We start from the raw sequence: 19,705 nt of genomic DNA on the forward strand, positions 1-19,705 counted from the left end.
CATGGCTAACGTGCGCGTTGCACTGGTGGCGGGAGAGGCTTCCGGTGACATTCTGGGCGCGGGCCTGATGCGAGCGCTCAAGGCGCAGCACCCCGCGGTGGAATTCATCGGGGTCGGTGGGCCGTTGATGCAGGCCGAAGGCCTGACCTCCTACTTTCCGATGGAGCGCCTGTCGGTGATGGGCCTGGTGGAGGTGCTCGGTCGCCTGCGCGAGCTGCTGGCCCGGCGCAAGAAGCTGATCCAGACCCTGATCGAAGAAAAACCGGATGTGTTCATCGGCATCGATGCGCCGGATTTCACCCTCAATATCGAACTCAAGTTGCGTCAGGCCGGGATCAAGACCGTGCACTACGTCAGCCCGTCGGTCTGGGCCTGGCGGCAGAAGCGGGTGCTGAAGATCCGCGAAGGCTGCGACCTGATGTTGACGCTGCTGCCGTTCGAGGCCAGGTTCTACGAAGAGAAGGGCGTGCCGGTGCGGTTTGTCGGGCACACCCTGGCCGATACCATTCCCCTGGAAGCCGACCGCGAGGCGGCTCGCCAGGCGCTGGGCTTGCCCGATGGGCCGCTGGTGGCCTTGATGCCCGGTAGCCGGGGCGGCGAAGTGAGTCGCCTGGGCGGTCTGTTTTTTGACGCCGCGCAGCGCCTGCGAGCGCTACGCCCCGGTGTACGTTTTGTCCTGCCCTGTGCCAGCCCGCAGCGCCGTATCCAGTTGGAAGCCCTGCTGGTTGGTCGCGATTTGCCGGTGACGTTGCTCGATGGCCGTTCCCATGACGCGTTGGCGGCCTGTGATGCCGTGTTGATTGCTTCCGGCACTGCTACCCTTGAGGCGTTGTTGTACAAACGCCCGATGGTGGTCGCCTATCGCCTGGCGCCGCTGACGTTCTGGATTCTCAAGCGCATGGTCAAGAGCCCCTACGTGTCCTTGCCGAACCTGCTGGCCCAGCGCCTGTTGGTCCCAGAGTTGCTGCAGGACGACGCCACCGCCGAGGCGCTGGCCAACACGCTGTCGCCCTTGATCGACGGCGGCGAGGAGCAGACCCGGGGCTTTGACGAAATCCACCGTACGCTGCGTCGCGATGCCTCCAACCAGGCGGCTGACGCGGTGCTGACCCTGATTGGCGCAAAACCATGAGCAACGTAAAGCTACAGATGGGCCTGGACTTCAACCTGGTCGCTGAAGTGGAAGACCTGGTGGCCGGTGTCGATGAAGTGGGGCGCGGCCCGTTGTGCGGCGCGGTGGTGACGGCGGCGGTGATTCTCGACCCGAACCGGCCGATCCTGGGCCTCAATGATTCGAAGAAGCTCACTGAAGCCCGTCGCGAAAAGCTCTACGACGAAATCTGCGAGAAAGCCCTGAGCTGGTGCATCGCTCGGGCCGAAGTCGAAGAGATCGATGAACTCAATATCCTGCACGCCACCATGCTCGCCATGCAGCGTGCGGTGCAGGGCCTGCACATCACGCCGAAGCTGGCGATGATCGATGGCAATCGCTGCCCGAAACTGTCGATGCGCGCCGAAGCGGTCATCCAGGGCGACGGCAAGGTGCCGGCCATCGCGGCGGCCTCGATCCTGGCGAAGGTCAGCCGTGACCGGGAAATGAGCGCCTTCGAGTTGATCTACCCGGGCTACGGCATCGGCAGCCACAAGGGCTACCCGACCCCCGTGCACCTCGAAGCCCTGGCGCGCCTTGGGCCAACGCCGATCCACAGGCGTTCGTTCGCCCCGGTGCGGCTGGCTTATGAAGCGCGTGATGGCTTGATGGTGAGTAGTCAGATTACGGTTTCTTGATGCAGGCTGTTTGTGGCGAGGGGATTTATCCCCGCTGGGGCGCGAAGCGGCCCGAAAAGTCTGCCTGACACAACGAGCTCTTAAGATCCAAGGGCCGCTTCGCAGCCCAGCGGGGATAAATCCCCTCGCCACAAAAGTAGTGCGTATGTTTGCCTGGCAAGATGCTCATGGCTGATGTTTTACCCAAGGCCCGGTACAATCCGGGCCTTGTTGTTTTCATGACTTAACGCAGGATCACTATGCCGGCTTCATTCGTTCATCTACGCCTGCACACTGAATACTCCCTGGTCGACGGTCTGGTGCGGATCAAGCCCCTGGTCAAGACCCTGGTGGGCATGAACATGCCTGCCGTGGCGGTCACCGACCAGAACAACATGTGTTCGCTGGTCAAGTTCTACAAGGCCGCCATGGGCGCCGGGATCAAGCCGATCTGCGGCGCCGACCTGTGGCTGTCGAACAAGGACCCCGACGCACCGCTGAGCCGTATCAGCCTGCTGGTGATGAACGCCCAGGGTTATCGCAACCTCACCGAGCTGATCTCCCGCGGCTTCATCGATGGCCAGCGCAACGGCTCGATCATCATCGAGCGCGAGTGGGTGGCCGAGGCCAGCGAAGGGCTGATCATGCTGTCGGCGGCCAAGGAAGGTGAGATCGGCCTGGCCCTGCTCAGCGGCAACCCCGATGAAGCCGAGACCCTGGCCCGTGACTGGATGGCGGTGTTCCCGGAGCGCTTCTACATCGAAGTGCAGCGCACCAACCGTCCCAACGACGAAGAACACTTGCACGCCGCCGTGGCCCTGGCCGACAAGATTGGCGCGCCGCTGGTGGCGACCAACGACGTGCGCTTTATCAAGCAGGAAGACTTTGAAGCCCACGAAACACGGGTTTGCATCGGTGAGGGCCGGGCCCTCGACGATCCGCGGCGGTCGAAAAACTACAGCAACCAGCAATACCTCAAGAGCGCCGAGGAAATGGCCGAGTTGTTCAGCGACCTGCCTGAGGCGCTGGAAAACACCGTCGAGATCGCCAAGCGCTGCAACATCGAAGTGAAGCTGGGCAAGCACTTCCTGCCCAACTTCCCGATTCCCGATGGCATGACCATCGACGAGTACTTCCGCAAGGTTTCCTTCGACGGCCTTGAGGAACGCCTCCGCGTTTTGCTGCCCAAGGACACCACCGAAGATTACGAAGCCAAGCGCCAGGTCTATGTCGACCGGTTGAATTTCGAACTGGATATCATCATCCAGATGGGATTCCCCGGTTACTTCCTGATCGTGATGGACTTCATCCAGTGGGCCAAGAACAACGGCGTGCCGGTGGGCCCAGGCCGTGGATCGGGTGCCGGGTCGCTGGTGGCCTACGTGCAGAAGATCACCGACCTCGACCCGTTGGAATATGACCTGCTGTTCGAACGTTTCCTCAACCCGGAACGGGTTTCCATGCCCGACTTCGACGTCGACTTCTGCATGGATGGCCGCGACCGGGTCATCGACTACGTGGCCGAGAAATACGGCCGCAACGCGGTGAGCCAGATCATCACCTTCGGTTCCATGGCCGCCAAGGCTGTGGTGCGCGACGTGGCGCGGGTGCAGGGCAAGTCCTACGGTCTGGCGGATCGCCTGTCGAAGATGATTCCGTTCGAAGTCGGCATGACCCTGGAGAAGGCCTACGAGCAGGAAGAAATCCTGCGGGACTTCATCAAGGTCGACGAGGAAGCTGCGGAAATCTGGGAGATGGCTCGCAAGCTCGAAGGCGTGGTGCGTAACGTCGGCAAGCACGCCGGGGGCGTGGTGATCGCGCCGACCAAGTTGACCGACTTCTCGCCGATCTATTGCGATGAAGAAGGCGACGGCCTGGTCACCCAGTTCGACAAGGATGACGTCGAGGCGGCGGGCCTGGTGAAGTTCGACTTCCTCGGCCTGCGGACCCTGACGATCATCGACTGGGCGCTGAAAACCATCAACCGCGACCGGGCCAAGGTCGGCGAAGAACCGCTGGACATTGCCTTCATCCCGCTGGATGACAAGCCGACCTACAGCCTGCTGCAAAAAGCCGAAACCACGGCGGTGTTCCAGCTTGAATCCCGGGGCATGAAGGAGCTGATCAAGAAGCTCAAGCCCGACTGCCTGGAAGACCTCATCGCACTGGTGGCCCCTGTTCCGTCCGGGGCCGTTGCAATCGGGCATGGTGGATGACTTCATCAACCGTAAGCACGGCCGCGCCGAGCTGGCATACCCGCATTCGGATTATCAGTACGAAGGCTTGAAGCCGGTGCTGGCACCGACCTACGGCATCATCCTGTACCAGGAACAGGTGATGCAGATTGCCCAGGTCATGGCCGGTTATACCCTTGGCGGCGCGGACATGCTGCGTCGGGCCATGGGTAAGAAAAAACCCGAGGAAATGGCCAAGCAGCGCGGCGGTTTCATTGAGGGTTGCGCGACCAACGGCATCGACCCTGACCTGGCCGGTAACATTTTCGACCTGGTGGAAAAGTTCGCCGGCTACGGCTTCAACAAATCCCACTCCGCTGCCTATGGCCTGGTGTCGTACCAGACCGCGTGGCTGAAGGCGCATTACCCGGCGCCATTCATGGCCGCGGTACTGTCGGCGGATATGCACAACACCGACAAGGTCGTGACCTTGATCGAAGAAGTGCGGACCATGAAGCTGCGCCTCGACGCACCGGACGTGAACGCTTCGGAGTTCAAGTTCACGGTGAACGACGAGGGCCGCATCATCTATGGCCTGGGCGCGATCAAGGGCGTGGGCGAGGGGCCGGTGGAAGCCATCACCGAAGCGCGCCAGGACGGGCCGTTCAAGGACCTGTTCGATTTCTGCGCCCGGGTCGACCTCAAGCGCATCAACAAGCGCACCCTCGATGGTTTGATCCGCAGTGGCGCCCTGGATCGGCTCGGGCCTTACTTCCAGGATGAGCCCAAGGCCTACCAGGCCAATATCGACCGCAATCGCGCGGTGTTGCTGGCGGCGATGGAAGAAGCGATCAAGGCCGCCGAACAGACCGCCCGTACCCATGACAGTGGTCACGCCGACCTGTTTGGCGGGTTGTTCGTCGAAGAAGACGCCGATGTCTACGGCAACCATCGCAAGGCCAAGGAGCTGACCCTCAAGGAGCGCCTCAAGGGTGAGAAAGACACCCTGGGCCTGTACCTCACCGGTCACCCGATCGACGAATACGAAGGCGAGATCCGCCGCTTCGCCCGCCAGCGCATCATTGACCTCAAGCCGGCGCGCGACACCCAGACCGTCGCCGGCATGATCATCGCCCTGCGGGTGATGAAGAACAAAAAGGGCGACAAGATGGGCTTCATCACCCTCGACGACCGCTCCGGGCGTATCGAGGCGTCATTGTTCGCCGATGCGTTCCACTCGGCGCAATCGCTGTTGCAGACCGATGCGATGGTGGTGGTGGAAGGCGAGGTCAGCAACGACGACTTCTCCGGTGGCCTGCGGCTGCGGGTCAAGCGGGTGATGAGCATGGAAGATGCCCGTACCAACCTGGCCGAGAGCCTGCGCCTGAAGTTGCAGACCCAGGACCTCAAGGGCGATCAGCTACGCTGGTTGGGCGAATTGTTCAAGCGCCATCGCGGTGCCTGCCCGATCACCATGGAGTACGTACGCCCCGATGCCAAGGCCGTGCTGCAGTTCGGCGAAGGCTGGCGGATCGATCCGGCGGATGCGTTGATTCAAGCCTTGCGTGACCAGTTCGGCAAAGACAACGTCTTCCTCCAATACCGTTGACGGCCAGGGGCCACTGTTGAAACCGGAATACCCCTGATCTCGACCCGAATTTTTAATCTCGACCTGAACGCGCCTCTCCCTTAAGGTAGGCGCGAATAGACAACCGGCCGGCCCAAGCTCTCTTGGACGTCGACCCAAGACGGACGCCTATGAACCCGAATTTTCTAGATTTCGAACAGCCGATCGCCGACCTGCAAGCCAAGATCGAAGAGTTGCGCTTGGTCGGTAATGACAATTCGCTGAATATCGGCGATGAAATCTCTCGTCTGCAGGACAAAAGTCGCACGCTGACCGAAGACATCTTCGGCAAGCTGACCAGCTGGCAGATCGCCCGCCTGGCGCGGCACCCGCGTCGTCCCTACACCCTGGACTATATCGAGCACATCTTTACCGAATTCGATGAGCTGCACGGCGACCGTCACTTCTCCGACGACGCCGCGATCGTTGGCGGGGTTGCCCGCCTGGACGAGCAGCCGGTGATGGTGATCGGTCACCAGAAAGGCCGCGAAGTGCGCGAGAAGGTGCGCCGCAACTTTGGCATGCCGCGTCCGGAAGGCTACCGCAAGGCGTGCCGCCTGATGGAAATGGCCGAGCGCTTCAAGATGCCGATCCTGACCTTCATCGACACCCCGGGCGCCTACCCGGGCATCGACGCCGAAGAGCGTAACCAGAGCGAAGCGATTGCCTGGAACCTGCGCGTCATGGCACGCCTGAAAACCCCGATCATCGCCACCGTGATTGGCGAAGGCGGTTCCGGCGGTGCGTTGGCCATTGGTGTCTGCGACCAGTTGAACATGCTGCAATATTCCACCTATGCGGTGATCTCGCCGGAAGGCTGCGCCTCGATCCTGTGGAAAACCGCCGAGAAGGCCCCGGATGCCGCCGAGGCCATGGGCATTACCGCCGAGCGTCTCAAAGGCCTGGGCATTGTCGACAAAGTGATCAACGAGCCCGTGGGCGGCGCCCACCGCGACCCGGCTGCCGCGGCGGCACTGATCCGTGCCGAGCTGAGTTCCCAGCTGTCGATGCTCAAGAAGTTCGACAACGACGCGCTGCTGGCTCGTCGCTATGAGCGGTTGATGAGCTACGGTCTCTGATCTGACCAAGCTTCCAGCAGTTGTGGGGGCCAGTGTGGGAGCGGGCTTGCTCGCGAAAGCGGTTTAACATTCAACCCATGTGTTGACTGATTCACCGCCTTCGCGAGCAAGCCCGCTCCCACATTTGATTTGTGCCAAGGCTGATACCCATGAACACAAGCATCGATCTGCCAACCCGGCTCCTCACACAGTTATCCCCTTGGCGCAACGCCGCCACCTGGCGCATCGCCTTCTCCGGCGGCCTCGATTCCACCGTCCTGTTGCACCTGCTCGTGTCCCTCGCAAAAACCCAAACCCTGCCACCGTTAAGCGCTATCCACGTCCATCATGGCCTGCAGGCTGTGGCCGAGGCATGGCCGGACCATTGCCGCTCGTTCTGCAAGGCCCTTGGGGTGCCGCTTGAAGTGGTGAGCGTGCAAGTCCAGCCCGGCGCCAGCGTCGAGCGTGCCGCCCGGGAGGCGCGTTATGGCGCCTTCGTGGCGGCCATCCATGACAACGAAGTGCTGCTCACCGCCCAACATCGTGATGACCAGGCCGAAACCTTGCTGTTTCGCCTGCTGCGGGGGGCAGGGGTAAGGGGGCTGGCAGCGATGCCACGGCAACGGCCTTTGGGCCGGGGGCATCTGCTGCGGCCCTTGCTCGATGTGTCCCGTGCCGAGCTGGAGGCCTATGCGACACAACAGGGATTGAGCTGGATCGACGACCCGTCCAACGACGATCACCGATACGCACGCAACTACCTGCGCCAGCGGATTTTTCCGGCGCTGACCGAACACTGGCCGCAAGCCTCGGCGACACTGGCTCGCAGCGCTGGACACATGGGCGAAGCCCAAGGTTTGCTGGACGATTTGGCGCGGATCGACTTGGCCCAGGCCGCGTCCCCAGGTGCATTCGACTGGCTTGGGCTGCAATCCCTGGCGCTGGCGCCGTTGCGGGCGTTGTCGCCGGCCCGTCAGCGCAACGCGTTGAGCTACTGGCTGGCACCGATGACCCTGCTGCCCGACAGCGATCACTGGGCGGGCTGGGACTCGTTGCGCGATGCCGCCGACGATGCCCGGCCAATCTGGCGCCTGGCCGGCGGTGAGCTGCACCGGGCCGCCGGGCGGGTCTGGTGGTTATCCGACCACTGGCTATGTTCGCCGTCAGGCGCCGTCGACTGGGCGGATCCGGCGCTGGCGCTGCGCTTGCCGGACAATGGTCGGGTGGTGCTCAACGGCACGCCGCCTGCGGGGCCGCTCAGCGTGCGCTATCGTCAAGGCGGCGAGGTGCTGGCGTTAGCGGGTCGTGGTCATCGTGATCTCAAACGCTTGCTCAATGAAAAGGCCGTGCCGGCGTTCGTTCGCGGCCGATTGCCGCTGCTCTATCAAGGCGAGCAATTGCTGGCGGTGGCTAACCTGGCCGGGCTCGATGCACAGGCTGATGGCAGTTGGCAATTGATCTGGACGCCAGGAAGCCAAGATCTGGGTTTGAGCTGAAAGGGGCTTTCCGGTAGACTACGCTCCCTTCTTGATACAACTTCTGTGGATTCGCCTGAATTGCAGGAGTTGCCGATTACCAAGCAGTCTTTGCTGGGCGATTCCAAAAAATGTGTAGCGAGCAACGTACCGGTGATTTCACTTCCGGTCTGTCCCAACGCGGCGGTTTTTTTGAAAGGTGCACTGTGATTAATGCAGGTGATCGGGGGCTTCGGCCTTCCTTCGCTTTCCCCGGCGGCTCGGACCGCTTTAACGCAGACTTCTAGGGTTTTTCATGACGCGCTACATATTCGTCACGGGCGGTGTTGTTTCTTCATTGGGGAAAGGCATTGCCTCGGCTTCATTGGCGGCCATCCTGGAGGCGCGGGGACTTAAGGTCACCATGCTCAAGCTGGACCCGTACATCAACGTCGACCCGGGCACCATGAGCCCGTTCCAGCACGGTGAAGTGTTCGTCACCCACGACGGCGCCGAGACCGACCTGGACCTGGGCCACTACGAGCGGTTCATCCGCACGACCATGACCCAGAACAACAACTTCACCACCGGCCGTGTCTACGAGCACGTGCTGCGCAAGGAGCGTCGTGGTGACTACCTGGGCGCGACCATACAGGTCATCCCGCACATCACCGACGAAATCAAGCGCCGCATCATCAAGGGTGCCGGCGATGCCGACGTGGCGATGGTCGAAATCGGCGGTACCGTGGGCGATATCGAGTCCCAGCCGTTCCTGGAAGCCATCCGCCAGTTGCGTTTCGAAATCGGCGCCAAGCGCGCGATGCTGATGCACCTGACGCTGGTGCCGTATATCGCCACCGCCGGCGAAACCAAGACCAAGCCAACCCAGCACTCGGTCAAGGAACTGCGTTCCATCGGCCTGCAGCCGGACGTGCTGATCTGCCGCTCCGATCATCCGATCGACATCTCGTCGCGTCGCAAGATCGCCCAGTTCACCAACGTTGAAGAGCGTGCGGTCATCGGCCTGGAAGACGCCGACACCATCTACAAGATCCCGGGCATCCTGCACTCCCAGGGCCTGGACGATTTCGTCGTCGAGCGCTTCGGCCTGCAGTGCGCCGGCGCCGACCTGTCCGAATGGGAAGCGGTGGTCGATGCCAAGCTCAATCCGGAACACGAAGTCACCATCGCCATGGTCGGTAAGTACATGGAACTGCTGGACGCCTACAAGTCGCTGATCGAGGCGATGAGTCACGCCGGTATCAGCAACCGCACCAAGGTCAACCTGCGCTACATCGATTCCGAAGACATCGAGAACCAGGGCACCGGCCTGCTCGAAGGCGCCGATGCGATCCTCGTGCCGGGCGGCTTCGGCCTGCGGGGCGTGGAAGGCAAGATCACCGCTGTGCAATACGCTCGCGAAAACAAGGTGCCTTACCTGGGGATCTGCCTGGGCATGCAAGTGGCGGTCATCGAGTTCGCCCGTAACGTGCTGGGCTGGAAAGACGCCAACTCCACCGAATTCGATCGCGCCAGCGGTCACCCGGTCGTGGGCTTGATCACCGAGTGGGAAGATGCCACCGGCGCCGTGGAAGTGCGCACCGAAAGCTCTGACCTGGGCGGAACCATGCGTCTCGGCGCCCAGGAATGCCTGCTCGAAGCCGGCTCCAAGGTACACGATTGCTACGCCAAGGATGTGATCGTCGAGCGTCACCGTCATCGCTACGAAGTGAACAACAACCTGCTGCCGCAACTGATCGAGGCCGGCCTGAAAATCTCCGGTCGTTCCGGTGACGGCGCGCTGGTGGAAGTGGTCGAGTCCCCGGATCATCCATGGTTCGTCGCCTGCCAGTTCCACCCCGAGTTCACCTCGACGCCACGGGACGGTCATCCGTTGTTCAGCGGTTTTGTGAAGGCCGCTTTGGCTCAACACCAGAAAAAGGCATAAGACGATGGCCCAGAAGATCATCCGCGTCGGCGACATCGAGATTGCCAACGACAAACCCATGGTGCTGTTTGGCGGCATGAACGTGCTGGAAAGCCGCGACATGGCGATGCAGGTTTGCGAGGAGTATGTGAAGGTCACCCAGAAACTGGGTATCCCTTACGTGTTCAAGGCCAGCTTCGACAAGGCCAACCGTTCCTCTGTGACTTCCTACCGTGGCCCGGGCCTGGAAGAAGGCATGCGGATCTTCCAGGACATCAAGCAAGCCTTTGGCGTGCCGATCATCACCGACGTCCACGAGCCTGCCCAGGCCGCGGTCGTCGCCGAGGTCTGCGACATCATCCAGTTGCCGGCCTTCCTGTCGCGCCAGACCGACCTGGTGGTCGCGATGGCCAAGACCGGCGCGGTGATCAACATCAAGAAGGCCCAGTTCCTCGCGCCCCAGGAAATGAAACACATCCTGAGCAAGTGCGAAGAGGCCGGCAACGACCAGTTGATCCTCTGCGAGCGCGGTTCGAGCTTCGGCTACAACAACCTGGTGGTGGACATGCTCGGCTTCGGCATCATGAAGCAGTTCGAATACCCGGTGTTCTTCGACGTGACCCACGCTTTGCAGATGCCCGGTGGTCGCTCCGACTCCGCCGGCGGTCGCCGCGCCCAGGTCACAGATCTGGCCAAGGCGGGCATGAGCCAGTCCTTGGCCGGCCTGTTCCTCGAGGCCCACCCCGATCCGGACAACGCCAAGTGCGACGGTCCTTGCGCCTTGCGCTTGAACAAGCTGGAACCTTTCCTGTCTCAGCTCAAGTCGCTGGATGAGCTGGTCAAGGGTTTTCCGACGATAGAAACCGCGTAACGCGGTTTTCTCCGGTAAAGTACCGCTCGATTATCGCTCTGGCCCGCTGGCCGCACTGCTCTTGTGGGAGCATGGCCTGCGATGACGCCCTTCAGGGCTCATCGTCGGCAAGCCTTGCTCTTTGTGGCGAGGGAGCTTGCTCCCGCTGGAGTGCGAAGCGCTCCCATCCAGGCGCTTGGCTGCATTGCAGCTGAGCGCGAGCAAGTTTTCTGCAACGTTCTAGTCAACTTTGGAGTGTTTACAACAATGGCAAAAATCGTCGACATCAAAGGTCGTGAAGTTCTCGACTCCCGTGGCAACCCCACTGTTGAAGCGGACGTGCTTCTCGACAACGGTATCATCGGCAGCGCCTGCGCGCCGTCCGGTGCTTCCACTGGCTCGCGCGAAGCGCTGGAGCTGCGTGATGGCGACAAGAGCCGTTACCTGGGCAAGGGCGTGCTCAAAGCCGTCGCCAACATCAACGGTCCGATCCGCGAACTGTTGCTGGGCAAGGATCCTGCCGACCAGAAAGCCCTCGATCACGCGATGATCAAGCTCGACGGTACCGAAAACAAAGCCACCCTGGGTGCCAACGCAATCCTCGCCGTGTCCCTGGCCGCTGCCAAGGCCGCTGCCCAGGACCAGGACCTGCCGCTGTACGCGCACATCGCCAACCTCAACGGTACCCCGGGTGTCTACTCGATGCCGGTGCCGATGATGAACATCATCAACGGCGGCGAGCATGCCGATAACAACGTCGACATCCAGGAATTCATGGTGCAGCCGGTTGGCGCCAAGACCTTCTCCGAAGGCCTGCGCATGGGCACCGAGATTTTCCATCACCTCAAGGCTGTGCTGAAGGCCCGTGGCCTGAGCACCGCGGTTGGCGACGAAGGCGGTTTCGCACCGAACCTGGCGTCCAACGAAGACGCGCTGAAAGTGATCTCCGAAGCCGTGGCCAACGCTGGCTACAAGCTGGGCACCGACGTGACCCTGGCCCTGGACTGCGCCGCCAGTGAATTCTACGAAGACGGCAAGTACAACCTGTCCGGCGAAGGCCAGGTGTTCACCGCCGAAGGTTTCGCCGACTACCTCAAGGGCCTGACCGAACGCTATCCGATCATCTCCATCGAAGACGGCCTGGACGAGTCCGACTGGGCGGGCTGGAAAATCCTCACCGACAAGATCGGCGAGAAAACCCAGCTGGTGGGTGACGACCTGTTCGTGACCAACACCAAGATCCTGAAAGAAGGCATCGACAAGAAGATCGCCAACTCGATCCTGATCAAGTTCAACCAGATCGGCACCCTGACCGAAACCCTGGAAGCCATCCAGATGGCCAAGGCTGCCGGCTATACTGCCGTGATCTCCCACCGCTCCGGTGAAACCGAAGACTCGACCATTGCCGACCTGGCCGTGGGCACTGCGGCAGGCCAGATCAAGACCGGTTCGCTGTGCCGTTCCGACCGCGTTTCCAAGTACAACCAACTGCTGCGTATCGAAGAGCAGTTGAATGGCAAGGCCAAGTACAACGGTCGCGCCGAGTTTCGCGGTTAAGCGGTAAATGGTAAAAAGACAGCGGGTTGGGTCGCAAAAGTCGCCATGGTGGCGGTTTTGCCTCTAATCTGATGCCTTATCAAGCACAAGCCTGGGTTCTCCAGGCTTCGTGCTATCAGACGCTTCAAAGTTTGGCATGGCGGTCTTTTTTCACTGGATACCTGATATTCGATGCGCAGTCCCAATTGGTTGTTTCTTGTCTTGCTCCTGTTGCTGGCCGGCCTGCAGTACCGCCTGTGGGTGGGTAATGGCAGCCTGGCACAAGTGGCCGACCTGACTCAGCAAATTGCCGACCAACACGCCGAAAACGAGGCGCTGCTGGAGCGTAATCGGGTGATGGACGCCGAAGTGACCGAGTTGAAAAAAGGCATGGAGACCGTTGAAGAGCGGGCTCGACATGAACTGGGCATGGTCAAGGAGGGCGAAACCCTCTACCAGTTGGCCCAATGAGTATGCGTTTGCCGGCCTTCTGGGCCGTGATTCCTGCCGCGGGCGTTGGCGCCCGGATGGCCGCCGACCGTCCCAAGCAATACCTGCAACTGGGCGGGCGCACAATTCTTGAACACAGCCTCGGCTGTTTCCTCGACCATCCCACCGTCAAGGGTGTGGTGGTCAGTCTTGCACACGATGATCCTTACTGGCCGACCCTGGCCTGCGCCAGCGACACGCGCATCCAGCGCGTCGACGGTGGCGAGCAACGTTCTGATTCAGTGCTCAATGCCTTGCTGCATCTGCACGGGCAGGGCGCCGACGATCACGATTGGGTGCTGGTGCACGATGCGGCCCGGCCCAACCTGGCCCGGGCCGACCTGGACACACTGCTCAGCGAGTTGGCGAACGACCCGATCGGCGGCCTGCTGGCCGTCCCGGCGCGCGACACCCTCAAGCGCGCCGACAAGCAGGGTCGCGTGCTGGAAACCGTCGATCGCAGCGTGATTTGGCAAGCCTATACACCGCAGATGTTCCGCCTCGGTGCTCTGCACCGGGCCCTGGCCGACAGCCTGGTGGCGGATGCGGTGATTACCGACGAAGCGTCCGCCATGGAATGGGCCGGGCAGGCACCGCGCTTGATCGAAGGGCGTTCGGATAACATCAAGGTCACTCGGCCGGAAGATCTGGAGTGGTTGCGCCAGCGGTGGGTGAATCGGCATTAAGCTGGATCTGTTTTCTCGTTAGATCACCGTCGTCTGGGCTGGCGCTATCGCGAGCAAGCTCGCTCCCACAGGGTTTTCGTCGAATGATGGACCTGTGTTCACACCGCTCCACTGTGGGAGCGAGCTTGCTCGCGATGACGCCGGCCCAGGCAACAAAGAAGCCCAGTCACCCCCGATATTCCGGCCGCTCAGCCAACCCTTCCTTCAAGTACTCCACCAACTTGCGCACTTTCGGCGACAGATGCCGCTGCTGTGGATACAACGCCCACACCGCCGTATTTGGCGGCTGATGGGCTTCCAGCAGCGAGATCAACGCCCCACTGTGCAAATGCTCCAGCACGTAATAATCCGGCAACTGACACAACCCCACCCCTTGCAGCGCCGCATCGAGCACCGCTTGCCCACTGTTGCAACGCCAGTTTCCCTGTACTCGCTGGGAAAATTCCCGCCCGTTCTGCTCCAGTTGCCAAATATCGGAGCTGCCGATCAGGCAATTGTGGCGGCTCAGTTCCGACACGCTGTGGGGCCGGCCGTAGTGTTCCAGGTAAGAGGGCGAGGCGCACAAGTACATGCGCCGCGGTGCCAGGCGCGTGGCGACCAGGCGAGAGTCCTGCAAGCGACCCAGGCGAATCGCCAAGTCCAGGCTCTCATGCACCAGGTCCAGCGGGCGATTGCTCAGCTCGATGTCGACCCGCAACTGCGGGTAAAGCCCCATGAACCGCGTCACCAGCGGCACGATAAACCGCTCGCCATAGGCCACGGCGCAGGTCATGCGCAGCATGCCCTTGGGCTCGCTGGTCAGGTCGCCGACGGCCCGCAGTGCTTCCTCGCGTCCGTCCTGCAAACGCTGGCAATGCTGCAAAAAGGTTTGTCCGGCTTCGGTCAGTGTGACCCGGCGAGTACTGCGGTAAAGCAGGCGTGTCTGTAGACGCTCTTCGAGCCGTACGATTTGTCGACTGATATGGGAAGACGAAACCCCGAGCCGTTCGGCAGCGGCGGTGAATTGGCTGCACTCGGCCACGGCTACAAATTCGTCGATGCCTTCCCAGCGGTTATCAGACATGAAGGATTATCCCTATACAGCAATAATGTTTTGCTTTTGGCTGGATTATTCATTGTCTGGCGGAGGATTACACTCCCGGTCTTGTCTTTATTTGCTGGAGAACCCGGAATGATCAAGTCGCGCGCTGCCGTTGCCTTCGAGGCCAAGAAACCCCTGGAAATCGTTGAAGTCGACGTCGCCATGCCCAAGGCGGGCGAAGTGCTGTTGCGCGTGGTGGCTTCCGGTGTCTGCCACACCGATGCCTACACCCTGTCGGGTGCCGACCCGGAAGGGATCTTCCCGTCGATCCTGGGCCATGAAGGCGGCGCCATTGTCGAAGCCATCGGCGAAGGCGTGACTTCGGTGGCGGTGGGTGACCATGTAATCCCGCTGTACACGCCGGAGTGCGGCCAGTGCAAATTCTGTAAGTCGGGCAAGACCAACCTCTGCCAGGCGATTCGCGCCACCCAGGGCAAAGGCCTGATGCCGGACGGCACTTCGCGCTTTTCCTACAAGGGCGAGACGATTTTCCACTATATGGGGACGTCGACGTTCTCTGAGTACACCGTGCTGCCGGAAATCTCCGTCGCCAAGATCCCAAAAGAAGCGCCGCTGGAAAAAGTCTGCCTGCTGGGTTGTGGCGTCACCACCGGCATCGGCGCGGTGCTCAACACCGCCAAGGTCAAGCCGGGTGACACCGTGGCGATCTTCGGCCTGGGCGGTATCGGCCTGTCGGCCGTGATCGGCGCCGTGAAGGCCAAGGCCGCGCGGATCATCGCCATCGATATCAACCCGGCCAAGTTCGAAATCGCCAAGCAACTGGGCGCCACCGATTGCGTCAACCCGAAAGACTTCGACCGTCCGATCCAGGAAGTCATCGTGGACATGACTGACGGCGGCGTGGACTTTTCCTTCGAGTGCATCGGCAATGTCCAGTTGATGCGTGCCGCCCTGGAGTGCTGCCACAAAGGTTGGGGCGAGTCGGTGATCATCGGCGTGGCTGGCGCCGGTCAGGAAATCGCCACCCGTCCATTCCAGTTGGTGACCGGGCGCGTCTGGCGCGGTTCGGCCTTTGGTGGCGTGCGCGGCCGCAGCGAATTGCCAAGCTACGTGGAAATGGCCGAGAAGGGCGAAATCCCGCTGGATACCTTCATCACCCACACCATGGGCCTGGAAGATATCAACAAGGCGTTCGACCTGATGCATGAAGGCAAGAGCATCCGCACCGTTATCCATTTCTGAGGTCGGTCATGAGTCTGGAAAACATCTCCTGCCAGAAAAGCTTCGGCGGCTGGCACAAGCGTTACCGGCACCGTTCCGAAGTGCTGGGTTGTGACATGGTGTTTGCCGTGTACCTGCCACCGCAAGCCGAGCAGGGCGGCAAGTTGCCGGTGCTGTATTGGTTGTCCGGGCTGACCTGCACCGACGAGAACTTCATGCAAAAGGCCGGCGCCCAGCGCATGGCCGCCGAGCTGGGCCTGATCATCGTTGCGCCGGACACCAGCCCCCGTGGCGCCGACGTGCCGGGCGATCCGGACAATGCCTGGGACTTCGGCCTGGGGGCGGGCTTTTATCTGAACGCCACGCAGGATCCGTGGGCGCGGCATTATCGGATGCATGACTACGTGGTGCAGGAATTGCCGGCGCTGGTCGAAGCGCATTTCCCGGCTTCGGACAAACGCGGTATCAGTGGTCACTCCATGGGCGGCCACGGTGCGCTGGTCTGCGCCTTGCGCAACCCGGGGCGTTACCGTTCAGTGTCGGCCTTTTCGCCGATCAACAATCCAATGGATTGCCCATGGGGCCAGAAGGCGTTCTCCCGTTACCTGGGGGAAGACCGCTCGAAATGGCGGGAATGGGATGCCTGTGCATTGATTGCCGAGGCGCAGGAGAAGCTGCCATTGCTGGTGGACCAAGGCGATCGCGATGATTTCCTGGCCAACCAACTCAAGCCCGAAGCCTTGCAACAGGCGGCCAAGTCCGCCGGCCATCCGTTGGAGCTGCGTCTGCAACCGGGTTACGACCACAGCTACTTCTTCATCGCCAGCTTCATTGACGACCACTTGCAGCATCATGCACGCGCTCTAAACGTCTAATGCAGGTAGAATCACGCCCTGACAAAAATCGGGGCGTTTTTTTATGCGTATTGGCCACGGCTACGATGTTCACCGTTTCGCTGAAGGCGACTTCATTACTCTGGGCGGCGTGCGGATCGCACACGGCTTCGGGCTGCTCGCGCATTCTGACGGTGATGTCCTGCTGCACGCCTTGAGCGATGCACTGCTCGGCGCGGCGGCCCTGGGTGATATCGGCAAGCACTTCCCCGACACCGACCCGCAATTCAAGGGGGCCGACAGCCGCGTGCTGCTGCGCCATGTGGTCGCACTGATCCACGCCAAGGGCTGGAAAGTCGGCAACGTCGACAACACCATCGTTGCCCAGGCCCCCAAAATGGCCCCGCACATCGAAGCGATGCGCCAGCTGATCGCCGAGGATCTTCAAGTTGAGTTGGACCAAGTGAACGTGAAGGCCACTACCACCGAAAAGCTGGGTTTCGTCGGTCGCGAAGAAGGCATTGCCGTCCACTCCGTTGCCTTGTTGCTGCGCCATGACTGAATTGGAACTGTTAGGGCCGCGCGCCTACGGTGAACCCTTGGGCAGTGCGGTACTCAAGGCCACCGCTGAAGATTTCCAGGTCGATGAAGTGCTCGACATCCCGTTGACCGGCGATGGCGAACATTTGTGGATCTGGGTCGAAAAACGTGGCTTGAACACCGAAGAGGCTGCCCGACGAATCGCCAAGGCCGCCGGCGTGCCGTTGCGCACCGTCAGCTACGCCGGGCTCAAGGACCGTCAAGCCCTGACCCGCCAATGGTTTAGCGTCCAATTGCCAGGCAAGGCCGATCCGGACTTGTCGGCGGCAGAGAACGACACGCTGAAGATCCTCAAGACCGGGCGACATAAACGCAAACTGCAACGCGGCGCGCACTCGGCCAACGGCTTCACCTTGCGCCTGACCCAATTCAAGGGCGACACGGCGGCGATCGATGCGCGTCTGCAACAGATTGTCCGCCAGGGTATCCCCAACTATTTTGGCGCCCAGCGCTTCGGCCATGACGGCGGCAATGTCGTCGATGCCCGTGCCTGGGCGGGGCGCAAGGCTTTGCCGGAACAGCGCAATGTGCGCTCGCGGCTGTTATCCACCGCCCGCAGCTTTCTATTCAACCGGGTGCTGGCGGCGCGGGTCGCCGACGGGACCTGGCAGCACGCCCAGGTGGGCGACTTGCTCGCCTTCACCGACAGCCGCAGTTTCTTCCCCGCCGGTGAGGCTGAGTGCAGCGATCCGCGCCTGACCATTCTCGACCTGCACCCGACCGGGCCGCAGTGGGGTGAGGGGCCTTCGCCTGCCGCCGGCGCGACGTTTGAACTGGAACAAGCCGTTGCCGCGGGCGAGGCCGATTTGCGGGACTGGTTGATAAACGCGGGAATGAGTCACGAACGTCGCATCCTGCGACTGCCCATTGGCGGGCTGTCGTGGCATTATCCCTCGCCTGACATTCTGCAACTGGAATTCGTCCTGCCGGCCGGATGTTTCGCCACTGTCTTGGTGCGCGAACTCGTCGATCTGGTGCCGGTGGGGCAGACGGACAGCCCATGCGTATTCTGATTTCTAACGACGACGGGGTGACTGCACCCGGTCTTGCCGCGCTTTATGCTGCGCTGGCGGATTTTGCCGAGTGCGTAGTCATCGCTCCGGACCAGGACAAGAGCGGCGCCAGCAGCTCGCTGACGCTCGACCGTCCTTTGCATCCCTGCTATCTGGATAACGGTTTCATCAGCCTCAACGGCACTCCGACCGATTGCGTGCATCTGGGCCTCAACGGCTTGCTGGAACGTGAGCCGGACATGGTGGTGTCGGGCATCAACCTGGGCGCCAACCTGGGAGATGACGTGCTGTATTCCGGCACGGTCGCCGCTGCCTTGGAAGGTCGCTTCCTGGAAAAACCGTCGTTTGCCTTTTCGTTCGTTTCACGGCAGGTCGATAACTTGCCGACCGCCGCCTACTTCGCCCGTAAACTGGTCGAAGCCCATGGCGCGCTGGACCTGCCGCCCCGCACGGTGCTGAACGTGAATATCCCCAACCTGCCGCTCGATCACATCCGTGGCATCCAGCTCACACGCCTGGGCCATCGTGCCCGCGCCGCCAAACCGATGCATGTCGTCGACCCGCGCGGCAAGGCCGGTTATTGGATCGCCGCCGCCGGTGATGCCGAGGATGGCGGGCCAGGCACTGATTTCCATGCGGTGATGCAAGGCTATGTCTCGATCACGCCGTTGCAGCTGGACCGTACCTTCAACGACGCCTTTCGAAGTCTCGATGGCTGGCTGGAGGGGCTGCGCTGATGGCTCGTGAGCAAGACGATATGCTGCGCCGTGGAATCGGCATGACTTCCCAACGCACCCGTGAACGACTGATCCAGCGTCTCTACGAAGAAGGCCTGTCCAACGCCCAGGTGTTGGAGGTGATTCGCCGCACGCCGCGCCATTTGTTCGTCGATGAAGCCCTGGCCCATCGCGCCTATGAAGACACGGCGTTGCCGATCGGCCACAACCAGACCATTTCCCAGCCGTACATGGTGGCTCGCATGAGCGAGTTGCTGCTGGAGGCGGGGCCGTTGGACAAGGTGATGGAGATCGGCACCGGTTCGGGTTACCAGACGGCGGTGTTGTCTCAGCTGGTCGAGCGGGTGTTTTCCGTCGAGCGGATCAAGGTCCTGCAGGATCGCGCCAAGGAACGCCTGGTGGAACTGAACCTGCGCAACGTGGTGTTTCGTTGGGGCGATGGCTGGGAAGGTTGGCCGGCCTTGGCACCGTACAACGGCATTATCGTCACCGCGGTGGCCACCGATGTACCTCAAGCCCTGCTGGATCAGCTCGCCCCTGGTGGACGGCTGGTCATCCCGGTGGGCGCCGGTGAGGTCCAGCAACTGATGTTGATCGTGCGCGAAGAGCACGGGTTTTCGCGACACGTCCTGGGAGCGGTGCGGTTTGTGCCGTTGCTCAATGGACCGTTGGCCTGAGCATTTATAAACGG

General features: G+C 61.6%; 16 protein-coding genes and 1 pseudogene. 16 read left to right on the forward strand and 1 reads right to left on the reverse strand.

Annotated elements, in window-relative coordinates:
* Nucleotide 1 precedes the first annotated feature (1 nt).
* The 10 genes and pseudogenes from lpxB to ispD all read left to right on the forward strand — a co-directional run bounded on the left by lpxB (nucleotide 2) and on the right by ispD (nucleotide 13,568).
* Nucleotides 2-1,132 carry a lipid-A-disaccharide synthase gene (gene lpxB, locus PSH84_RS10295; protein WP_305482814.1) on the forward strand — a complete coding sequence of 377 codons (1,131 nt, stop codon included), beginning with the start codon at nucleotides 2-4 and terminating at the stop codon, nucleotides 1,130-1,132.
* On the forward strand, nucleotides 1,129-1,788 hold the full coding sequence (gene rnhB, locus PSH84_RS10300; RefSeq protein ID WP_305469935.1) for a ribonuclease HII: 660 nt from the start codon (nucleotides 1,129-1,131) through the stop codon (nucleotides 1,786-1,788). The genes lpxB and rnhB overlap by 4 nt, the downstream gene beginning before the upstream one ends.
* A gap of 239 nt (nucleotides 1,789-2,027) precedes the next feature.
* Nucleotides 2,028-5,550: pseudogene (gene dnaE / locus PSH84_RS10305) on the forward strand (DNA polymerase III subunit alpha).
* A 149-nt stretch (nucleotides 5,551-5,699) separates the two neighbouring features.
* Nucleotides 5,700-6,647: an acetyl-CoA carboxylase carboxyltransferase subunit alpha gene (locus PSH84_RS10310; RefSeq protein ID WP_092330636.1), complete on the forward strand. Its 948-nt coding sequence runs from the start codon at nucleotides 5,700-5,702 to the stop codon at nucleotides 6,645-6,647.
* Nucleotides 6,648-6,796: 149 nt separating this feature from the next.
* On the forward strand, nucleotides 6,797-8,122 hold the full coding sequence (gene tilS, locus PSH84_RS10315) for a tRNA lysidine(34) synthetase TilS (protein ID WP_305482816.1): 1,326 nt from the start codon (nucleotides 6,797-6,799) through the stop codon (nucleotides 8,120-8,122).
* 274 nt (nucleotides 8,123-8,396) lie between these two features.
* A complete protein-coding gene (gene pyrG, locus PSH84_RS10320) occupies nucleotides 8,397-10,028 on the forward strand; it encodes a CTP synthase (protein WP_122565459.1) in 1,632 nt (543 codons plus the stop codon).
* Nucleotides 10,029-10,032: 4 nt separating this feature from the next.
* Nucleotides 10,033-10,878, forward strand: coding sequence for a 3-deoxy-8-phosphooctulonate synthase (kdsA, locus tag PSH84_RS10325; protein ID WP_122565457.1), 846 nt, complete (start codon nucleotides 10,033-10,035; stop codon nucleotides 10,876-10,878).
* A 246-nt stretch (nucleotides 10,879-11,124) separates the two neighbouring features.
* Nucleotides 11,125-12,414: a phosphopyruvate hydratase gene (gene eno / locus PSH84_RS10330; RefSeq protein ID WP_013692387.1), complete on the forward strand. Its 1,290-nt coding sequence runs from the start codon at nucleotides 11,125-11,127 to the stop codon at nucleotides 12,412-12,414.
* Between the two features lie 171 nt (nucleotides 12,415-12,585).
* Nucleotides 12,586-12,864 carry a cell division protein FtsB gene (gene ftsB, locus PSH84_RS10335; RefSeq protein ID WP_003184873.1) on the forward strand — a complete coding sequence of 93 codons (279 nt, stop codon included), beginning with the start codon at nucleotides 12,586-12,588 and terminating at the stop codon, nucleotides 12,862-12,864.
* Entirely contained in the window at nucleotides 12,861-13,568 is a 708-nt protein-coding gene (ispD, locus tag PSH84_RS10340) for a 2-C-methyl-D-erythritol 4-phosphate cytidylyltransferase (protein WP_305482817.1), read from the forward strand. Before ftsB ends, ispD begins: the two co-directional genes overlap by 4 nt.
* A 166-nt stretch (nucleotides 13,569-13,734) precedes the next feature.
* On the opposite strand, the gene PSH84_RS10345 is transcribed toward ispD, so the two are convergent.
* Nucleotides 13,735-14,631 (reverse strand): LysR substrate-binding domain-containing protein, encoded by an 897-nt coding sequence (locus PSH84_RS10345; RefSeq protein WP_122565454.1) that lies wholly within the window; start codon nucleotides 14,629-14,631, stop codon nucleotides 13,735-13,737.
* Between the two features lie 108 nt (nucleotides 14,632-14,739).
* Here PSH84_RS10345 and PSH84_RS10350 point away from each other — a divergent pair, with 108 nt between their 5' ends.
* From PSH84_RS10350 to PSH84_RS10375, 6 genes are read left to right on the forward strand one after another with little or no spacing between them, the layout of a single operon-like run.
* Nucleotides 14,740-15,852 carry an S-(hydroxymethyl)glutathione dehydrogenase/class III alcohol dehydrogenase gene (locus PSH84_RS10350; RefSeq protein ID WP_060738985.1) on the forward strand — a complete coding sequence of 371 codons (1,113 nt, stop codon included), beginning with the start codon at nucleotides 14,740-14,742 and terminating at the stop codon, nucleotides 15,850-15,852.
* A gap of 8 nt (nucleotides 15,853-15,860) precedes the next feature.
* On the forward strand, nucleotides 15,861-16,706 hold the full coding sequence (gene fghA / locus PSH84_RS10355; protein ID WP_122565453.1) for an S-formylglutathione hydrolase: 846 nt from the start codon (nucleotides 15,861-15,863) through the stop codon (nucleotides 16,704-16,706).
* Nucleotides 16,707-16,749: 43 nt separating this feature from the next.
* Nucleotides 16,750-17,226, forward strand: a complete 477-nt coding sequence (gene ispF, locus PSH84_RS10360; protein ID WP_305469942.1) for a 2-C-methyl-D-erythritol 2,4-cyclodiphosphate synthase — start codon at nucleotides 16,750-16,752, stop codon at nucleotides 17,224-17,226.
* Nucleotides 17,219-18,277 (forward strand): tRNA pseudouridine(13) synthase TruD, encoded by a 1,059-nt coding sequence (truD, locus tag PSH84_RS10365; protein WP_305482819.1) that lies wholly within the window; start codon nucleotides 17,219-17,221, stop codon nucleotides 18,275-18,277. Before ispF ends, truD begins: the two co-directional genes overlap by 8 nt.
* Nucleotides 18,265-19,014, forward strand: coding sequence for a 5'/3'-nucleotidase SurE (surE, locus tag PSH84_RS10370; protein WP_122565449.1), 750 nt, complete (start codon nucleotides 18,265-18,267; stop codon nucleotides 19,012-19,014). The genes truD and surE overlap by 13 nt, the downstream gene beginning before the upstream one ends.
* A 41-nt stretch (nucleotides 19,015-19,055) precedes the next feature.
* Entirely contained in the window at nucleotides 19,056-19,691 is a 636-nt protein-coding gene (locus PSH84_RS10375) for a protein-L-isoaspartate(D-aspartate) O-methyltransferase (RefSeq protein WP_170862085.1), read from the forward strand.
* Nucleotides 19,692-19,705: the final 14 nt, after the last annotated feature.

Origin of the sequence: Pseudomonas beijingensis (genome assembly GCF_030687295.1) — a bacterium.
In the GTDB taxonomy this organism is placed as follows: Bacteria; Pseudomonadota; Gammaproteobacteria; order Pseudomonadales; family Pseudomonadaceae; genus Aquipseudomonas; species Aquipseudomonas beijingensis.